We start from the raw sequence: 8,525 nt of genomic DNA, 5'->3' as shown, positions 1-8,525 counted from the left end.
ATTCATAAAAAAAGAGCGTATTTACATACGCTCTTTTTACAGTATTTTAACTTTTTTTGCTTAACTGACTGGCATTAGTTATTGCGAGGCCTTTTTAACTTTAGATACTCAAATTTGCATTTTTTGAACTTTCAATCTGCAGAAATGACTGGTTCGCCTGCACAAAAGACTTTACCAAACAGTACTGCCCTCACAAAATAGAGTAAATGTTCTAATTTATAAAATGAATAAAATAAGGGATTCAGCATGGTCAGTCCTAAACATGACATACATAGACACGCCTTCCAAAACTGCCTGATAGATTTTCAAGAGTTTCAAGGTAAGTGTATTCCTGCTACCGAAGTCAAACCGTCTGATTTTGATGGTTTACATGTGGCTGTAATTGGTGCCAATCAAGACAGCGTGGCACAGCTTGATAAAATTTGTCAACAAGCGGCTTCGGTCAAGGTGTTCCAGATTGCCCCGCATTTTGTTTTGCCTGCCACAGAACGTGGCATACATCGCCTGATTAGCCATCCATTGGTATTTAAAAATCGGCGTTTGTTTAACAACCGCGTTAAAAATATTTTGGCTTTACGTTTTTTAGATGCGCAGGTAAAAGACACTTGGCTCAAACGTCAGCTCACCCCAAACATTGCCGATACACATCAACATTATTTTAAATCTGATCATTATTATGCGGCTTTGCAGCGTGAAAATTGCACTCTGATTACTTGGCCTATTGTAAAAGTCTGTGCGCATAGTGTGCATAGCATCGACGGTCAAAGCCACCCTGTGGATACCATTATCACTACATTTTAAGTCACATCAAAAGCATTATCATTTAAATAAATAATAGCTTAATTTTTATTCTATTTATATCCAATAAAAAAGGGTCAGAATAATATTTTGACCCTTTTAATGATATTAATTTGATTATCCAATTCGACGTTTCAAACCTGTCATTTGTAATACACGAGTTGAAATTTCTTCAATCGACATTTCAGATACATTTAAATACTTAATACCTTCTGAAATATAAATACCTTCAATAGCACGTAATTCCATTTGGCATTGGTTAAAGCTCGCATAACGACTGTTAGCCTTGCGTTCAGTACGGATTGCAACCAGACGTTCTGCATCAATCATTAAGCCAAACAACTTGTGTTTATGTGGTTTTAAGACTGCTGGCAAGCGGTTGTCATCTAGGTCTTCTTCGGTTAATGGATAGTTCGCAACACGAATACCAAACTGCAAAGATAAGTAGATAGATGTCGGTGTTTTACCTGAGCGTGACACCCCAATTAGAATCAGATCGGCCTTGTCGTAATGGCGTGTACGTGCGCCATCATCATTGTCTAAGGCAAAATGCACCGCATCAATACGTGCCTTATATGATTCAGAATCTGTCACTGCGTGAGTTTGTCCAACCAAGGTGGTTGGTGGTGTACCCAATTCCTCTGAAAGCTTGCTAATTAAGCCTTCGAACACATCTAGGTTAATCGCTTTTGCAGTGTTAATAATGTCACGCACATATTGATCTACTAGCGTGTCAAAAACCAAAGGCAGTTGACCATCTTGCTGTGCACGCGCATTAATCTCAGTCACCACATTCATTGCCGCTTCTTCAGACGTAATATAAGGATGAATGTGAATATCAAAGTCTACATTTGGAAATTGCGCTAAGAGTGAATGTCCAAGGGTTTCAGCTGTAATTGCAGTTCCATCGGAAATAAAAAAAACACTCCGCTTAATTTGTTTACCATCTGACATTAAAATTCTCCTTAAACATTTGTCTTAGTGCTATATAATCTTTATAGTAAACCGATCTTACATGACTGTCGCTTAGTAAAATCATATTGCTAAGTAGATTTATTATAATTTCATGACAAGATAGTGATTAATACTGCAAAAGTGGAGTAATAACTTTGGAAGCGCGCGTAATTGGTCTGGAAAAATTAGGGAAGCACGATGTTGAGCTTGTGGGTGGGAAAAACTCATCTCTAGGCGAAATGATCAGCCACTTATCAAACGCTGGTGTATCTGTACCAGGTGGCTTTGCAACAACAGCTGCTGCTTATCGTGAATTTCTCGAGCAAAGTGGCCTAAACGCTAAAATTCAAGCAGAGCTAAAAACGCTCAATGTAGATGACGTGAATGCGCTTGCTGAAACTGGTGCAAAAATTCGTCAATGGATTGTCGACACTCCGCTTACCGCAGCCCTAGAACAAGAAATTCGCGTTGCTTTTGACGCACTCTCTAACGGCAACCCTAATATCGCGGTTGCCGTTCGTTCATCTGCAACTGCAGAAGATTTACCAGACGCATCTTTTGCAGGTCAGCAAGAAACATTCCTCAACATCCGTGGCATCGACAACGTGTTAATTGCCATTAAAGAAGTTTTTGCCTCTTTGTACAACGACCGCGCGATTTCTTACCGTGTACATCAAAACTTCGATCATGATGTTGTTGCATTGTCTGCTGGCGTACAACGTATGGTCCGTTCAGAAACTGGTGCTGCTGGTGTAATGTTCACCCTAGACACAGAATCTGGTTTCCGTGATGCAGTATTTATTACCGCTTCTTATGGCTTGGGTGAAATGGTCGTTCAGGGTGCAGTTAACCCAGATGAGTTCTACATTTCTAAACCACTATTAAAAGCGGGTAGACATGCGGTTTTACGTCGTAACCTTGGCTCTAAACACCAAAAAATGGTGTATGGCGAAGAAGGTGCTGCAGGTAAATCTGTTGTAGTGGTAGATGTAGAAAAACAAGATCGTCAACAGTTCTCTTTAAACGATCACGAACTTCAAGAACTAGCAAAACAAGCTTTAATTATTGAAGAACACTATCAAGCACCTATGGACATTGAATGGGCGAAAGATGGTGACGACGGTCAAATTTACATTGTTCAAGCACGTCCTGAAACAGTAAAAAGCCGTGAAAATGTTGGCACAATGGAACGCTATCTGCTTAAACAAAAAGGTACTGTAATTTGTGAAGGCCGTTCAATTGGTCAGCGTATCGGTTCTGGTAAAGTTCGTGTGGTAACGTCTATTAAAGAAATGGACAAAGTACAAGAAGGCGACGTTTTAGTTTCTGACATGACTGACCCAGACTGGGAACCAGTAATGAAACGTGCTGCTGCCATTGTTACTAACCGTGGTGGTCGTACCTGTCACGCTGCAATTATTGCACGTGAATTAGGCGTACCTGCAATTGTGGGTTGTGGTAATGCAACTGAAGTATTAGCAGATGGTCAAGAAGTCACTGTCTCTTGTGCCGAAGGCGATACAGGCTTCATTTATGAAGGTGCTTTAGATTTTGAAGTTCAAAAGAACTCTATCGAATCTATGCCAAAACTTCCGTTCAAAATTATGATGAACGTGGGTAACCCAGACCGCGCATTTGACTTTGCTCAAATTCCAAACGAAGGGATTGGCCTTGCACGTTTAGAATTCATCATCAACCGTATGATTGGTGTGCACCCGAAAGCATTACTGAACATTGACAGCTTACCACGTGAAACACGTGCAGCTGTAATGGCACGTACTGCGGGCTATTCTTCACCAATCGAATTCTATGTAGAAAAATTGGTTGAAGGTATTTCTACCCTTGCTGCTGCTTTCGCTGAAAAACCAGTGATTGTACGTATGTCTGACTTCAAATCGAATGAATATGCCAACCTTATTGGTGGTAAGTTATACGAACCTGAAGAAGAAAACCCAATGTTGGGCTTCCGTGGTGCAAGCCGCTATGTGTCTGACAACTTCCGTGATTGCTTTGAGCTTGAATGCCGTGCCTTGAAAAAAGTACGTGATGAAATGGGCTTAACTAACGTGCAAATTATGATTCCATTTGTGCGTACAGTTGCTGAAGCAAAACGTGTGATTGAGTTACTTGCACAAAATGGCTTAAAACGTGGCGAAAACGGTCTAAAAGTGATCATGATGTGTGAATTACCAACCAACGCATTGTTGGCTGAACAATTCCTTGAGCACTTCGATGGTTTCTCTATCGGTTCTAATGACTTGACTCAGTTAACCCTTGGTTTAGACCGTGACTCAGGTATTGTTTCTCACTTGTTTGACGAACGTGATCCTGCGGTTAAAGCATTGCTTTCTATGGCAATTCATGCCTGCCGTAAAGCTGGTAAATACGTAGGTATCTGTGGTCAAGGCCCTTCAGATCACCCTGACCTTGCGCAATGGCTCATGGAACAAGGTATCGAATCTGTATCTTTAAACCCAGACTCAGTTTTAGACACTTGGTTCTTCCTTTCTGAAGAAAAAGCTCAACAAGCTTAATAAAACGTGTTAAAAGAAAACCCATGCACCTGCGTGGGTTTTTTTTCAAATTATTATTTTGAGATTTTATATTTATGCAAATTTACTTGGCACGAAATAATCAACAAGCTGGGCCATACACCTTAGAGCAGCTCAACCAAATGCTCGCCAGCCAACAAGTGTTGCTGACAGATTTGGCTTGGCACCAAGGCATGAGCGAGTGGAAAGCTTTAGGTGAACTCACCCAAGGGAAACTTGTATATGAACCACAAGGCTATGTAGCACCGACTTCTGAAGCATCTCCTTTTCAGCAGCCTGAACAGAACTATAGTGCAACTGCAGCACAATATAGCCAATCACAAAATACAAAAACCAAAACAACGCAAACTGAGTTAGCCAGTATCAACAGTCGTGCGCTAGCAAAAATTATTGATATGCTGCTTTGGCTACCAGCAGCAGCTATTCCCTCTTTTTTCTTAAATGCAGATCAATTTGAACAATTGTCTGGCTTACAACAAAAGATGCAAGCGGCAACCACTTCAGATCAAGCCATTCAATTACAAACTGAGTTATTTCAGCTGATTCCTATGCAAGCATGGCAAGCCATTGCAATTTATTTACTCATTATGCTGGGCTTGCAAGCATTCTTACTGGCTAAAAATGGTCAAAGTATTGGTAAGCGTTTAACCAAAATTAAAATTGTAGATGCAGAAAGCAATGAAAAAGTGAGCCTAATGCGAGTCTTTACGATTCGCTCTATCATTTTCATTATTTTGAATATGATGTTTATGCCATTCATCACAATTTTAGATTATGCCTTTGCATTTGGAGCAAAACGCCAAGCTCTACACGATAAATTAGCAAAAACCAAAGTCGTAAAGCAATAATTTTGATTTTTTGGCATACAGGGATGATTTATCATCCCTTTTTATTTACTTCTTTGATAAATAATAATAAATTTTCAATAGTACAAATAATTCCGAGTATCAAAATCGGTTTTTATTACAGGCATTTAAAGCGGCTTTATATATAGCTTAGTTTGTCGATATCAGGCATAATGCCCTACAACGTAGCGGTGTCCGATGATTAAGAAGAGTTTTTCGTGTCTAACGAGGTCTTTTTAATCATGCGACACTTTAATCGCTATCCCATATTAAATTAGGGAATGGGACTCTTCACCGAGGTTGTAAAATGAGACAAACGATTTTAGCTGTATTGTCTTTATCTACGATGGCTGCACTTTTAACAGGGTGTGGTGGTGATTTAGTACTTCTGAACTCAAAAGGTCCAGTTGCTTCAGGTCAAAGTAACCTGATGATGACTGCGATTTACCTAATGCTATTGGTGGTTATTCCATCTGCAATTATGGCATTGTGGTTCGGTTGGAAATATCGTGCATCGAATAAAGACGCAGACTATCAACCAACATGGTCACACTCAACTGCAATTGAAATTGTAGTTTGGGGTATACCTGTTATTATTATTTGTATTTTAGCTTGGTTAACTTGGTGGGGTTCCCACAAGTACGACCCTTACCGTCCGCTAGAATCCGACAAAGCTCCTTTAACTGTTCAAGTTATTGCTGAACAATTTAAATGGATCTTTATCTACCCAGAACAGAACATTGCGACTGTTAACGAATTACGCTTCCCAGAGCAAACGCCTGTAAGCTTACGTTTAACATCTAACTTCACAATGAACTCGTTCTTTATCCCTGCATTATCTGGTCAGATTTATGCAATGGCGGGTATGCAAACTCACTTGAACGTTTTAGCAGATAACACGGGCGAATTCCGTGGTTTCTCATCTAACTATTCAGGTTATGGTTTCTCGCAAATGCGCTTTAAAGCTCACTCTGTAACTCAAGCTGATTTTGAGCAATGGGTAACAGCTGTTAAAGCAGGTCAAGGTACGACGATTAATCCTCAAGCTGTTCAAAAAACAGTTTTAGATCAAGCTGAATTTGCTTCTTTACGTGACGGTAACCGTTCGCAGAAACAAATTGATGCAATGGTTCGTAATGCCAAAACTGAATTAGAGAAAGAACTTGCTGCAACGGCTTTAAAAGAAGGTCCATATAAGACTCAGCCACATCCTGTGACTTATTACTCTTCTGTTGAGCAAGGCTTGTTTGAATCAGTGATCAATAACTATATGAGTAACTACCATGGTGCTGACCATTCAGCTCCTGTAGTGGCTGGTGAAGCGCCTGCTTCTGAAACTCATGTAGCAGTTGAACATGCGACTGCTTCTCAAGGGGAATAAGACATGAGCTTATTAGGTAAGTTAGGTCCAGATGCAATTCCTTACGATCCAATCGTATTGGTTACTGTTGCAGCGATGATCTTAGGTGGCCTTGCAGTTGTTGCTGGTATTACCTACTTCAAAAAATGGGGCTACTTGTGGAACGAATGGTTCACATCTGTAGACCATAAAAAAATTGGTATCATGTATATCTTTGTATCTGTAGTCATGCTTCTTCGTGGCTTTGCAGATGCGATCATGATGCGTCTTCAGCAGTTCCTTGCAAAAGGTGGTGGTGAAGGTTATTTACACCCAGAACACTATGACCAGATTTTCACCGCTCACGGTGTGATCATGATCTTCTTCGTGGCAATGGGTCTTGTTGTTGGCTTAATGAACATCTCTGTACCATTACAGATTGGTGCTCGTGACGTAGCCTTCCCATTATTGAACTCTTTAAGCTTCTGGTTATTTGCTGGTGCTGCGGGTCTAGTAATGGTTTCACTTGCATTAGGTGAATTCGCTGCAACTGGTTGGATGGCTTATCCTCCACTTTCAGGTATCGAATACTCTCCAGGTGTTGGTGTTGACTACTATATTTGGGCACTACAGGTTTCTGGTCTAGGTACGCTATTAACGGGTGTTAACTTCTTCGTTACCATCATCAAAATGCGTGCGCCTGGCATGAAACTTATGGACATGCCTATTTTCACTTGGACATCATTAGTTACTTCGGTACTTATCATTGCAACTTTCCCAGTTTTAACTGCGACAATTGCGATGTTAACGCTTGACCGTTACTTCGGTTTCCACTTCTTTACCAACGACATGGGTGGTAGCCCAATGTTGTATGTAAACTTGATTTGGACATGGGGTCACCCAGAAGTATATATCTTAGTATTACCAGCATTTGGTATTTACTCTGAAGTAACTGCGACTTTTGCGCGCAAAACTTTGTTCGGTTACAAATCAATGGTGTACGCAACCGTTGCAATTGGTGTGTTATCACTTGTTGTATGGGTTCACCACTTCTTTACCATGGGTGCAGGTGCCAACGTTAACGCGTTCTTCGGTATCATGACCATGATTATTGCGATTCCTACTGGTGTGAAAATCTTCTCTTGGTTATTCACTATGTACAAGGGTCGTATTACCTACACTACCCCAATGCTATGGACACTTGGCTTCCTTGTGACTTTCGGTATCGGTGGTTTAACAGGTGTATTAATGGCAGTTCCACCAGCGGACTTCCTTGTACACAACTCTTTATTCTTGATTGCTCACTTCCATAACGTAATTATTGGTGGTGTTGTATTCGCGATGTTCGCAGGTATCATTTTCTACTGGCCAAAAATGTTTGGTTGGAGACTGAATGAGACTTGGGGTAAAGCAGCATTCTGGTTCTGGTTCTTCGGTTTCTACTTTGCATTCATGCCGTTGTATATCCTTGGTTTCATGGGTATGACACGTCGTTTGAATACTTATGACAACCCTGAATGGGATCCGTACTTGTCAATCGCGTTCTTCGGTTCTGTGTTAATTGCTATCGGTTTATTCTGCTTCGTTATGCAGATCGTGGTTGGTTTCTTACAACGTAACCAACGTTTAGACCTTACAGGCGATCCATGGGATGGTCGTACGCTTGAATGGGCGACTTCTTCTCCAGCACCGTTCTATAACTTTGCTCACCTTCCAAAGATCAATGGTATTGATACTTTCTGGACTGACAAAGAAAATGGTGTTGCATACGCGCGTCCAACGAAGTATGAAGACATCCACATGCCAACCAACCGTGCAGCTGGTTTCATTATTGCAATGTTTATTACAGTAATGGGCTTCGCGTTAATCTGGCATATTTGGTGGTTAGTATTCGTTACCTTTATCGCTGCAATCATCAGCTTCATCGTGAGTTCATTCACGAAGAAAGTGGACTACTATGTTCCTGCTGCTGAAGTTGAGCGTATTGAAAACGAACGCTATGCGATCCTTGAAAAACACTTGAAGAAGGACTAAGAC

The 8,525-nt window shown here is 40.8% G+C and carries 6 protein-coding genes; 5 read left to right on the top strand and 1 reads right to left on the bottom strand.

Going from position 1 to position 8,525, the window contains the following annotated elements:
- The first annotated feature begins 246 nt into the window (after nt 1-246).
- Nucleotides 247-801 carry a flavoprotein gene (locus HHA41_RS08885; protein WP_168461401.1) on the top strand — a complete coding sequence of 185 codons (555 nt, stop codon included), beginning with the start codon at nt 247-249 and terminating at the stop codon, nt 799-801.
- Nucleotides 802-915: 114 nt separating this feature from the next.
- On the opposite strand, the gene HHA41_RS08880 is transcribed toward HHA41_RS08885, so the two are convergent.
- Nucleotides 916-1,752: a pyruvate, water dikinase regulatory protein gene (locus HHA41_RS08880; RefSeq protein WP_168417467.1), complete on the bottom strand. Its 837-nt coding sequence runs from the start codon at nt 1,750-1,752 to the stop codon at nt 916-918.
- Between the two features lie 155 nt (nt 1,753-1,907).
- Between HHA41_RS08880 and ppsA the strand changes: the two genes are divergently transcribed.
- The 4 genes from ppsA to cyoB all read left to right on the top strand — a co-directional run bounded on the left by ppsA (nt 1,908) and on the right by cyoB (nt 8,522).
- Nucleotides 1,908-4,286: a phosphoenolpyruvate synthase gene (gene ppsA / locus HHA41_RS08875; RefSeq protein WP_168417468.1), complete on the top strand. Its 2,379-nt coding sequence runs from the start codon at nt 1,908-1,910 to the stop codon at nt 4,284-4,286.
- 74 nt (nt 4,287-4,360) lie between these two features.
- On the top strand, nt 4,361-5,152 hold the full coding sequence (locus tag HHA41_RS08870) for an RDD family protein (RefSeq protein ID WP_168417469.1): 792 nt from the start codon (nt 4,361-4,363) through the stop codon (nt 5,150-5,152).
- 304 nt (nt 5,153-5,456) lie between these two features.
- Nucleotides 5,457-6,530, top strand: coding sequence for a ubiquinol oxidase subunit II (gene cyoA, locus HHA41_RS08865; RefSeq protein ID WP_168417470.1), 1,074 nt, complete (start codon nt 5,457-5,459; stop codon nt 6,528-6,530).
- 3 nt (nt 6,531-6,533) lie between these two features.
- Nucleotides 6,534-8,522 carry a cytochrome o ubiquinol oxidase subunit I gene (gene cyoB / locus HHA41_RS08860; RefSeq protein ID WP_168461399.1) on the top strand — a complete coding sequence of 663 codons (1,989 nt, stop codon included), beginning with the start codon at nt 6,534-6,536 and terminating at the stop codon, nt 8,520-8,522.
- Nucleotides 8,523-8,525: the final 3 nt, after the last annotated feature.

The sequence above is a fragment of the Acinetobacter sp. A1 genome, assembly GCF_012371315.1.
Taxonomy (GTDB): Bacteria; Pseudomonadota; Gammaproteobacteria; order Pseudomonadales; family Moraxellaceae; genus Acinetobacter.
Note: the sequence above shows the minus strand (reverse complement) of the source record. Positions and strands in the feature narration are given on the sequence as shown.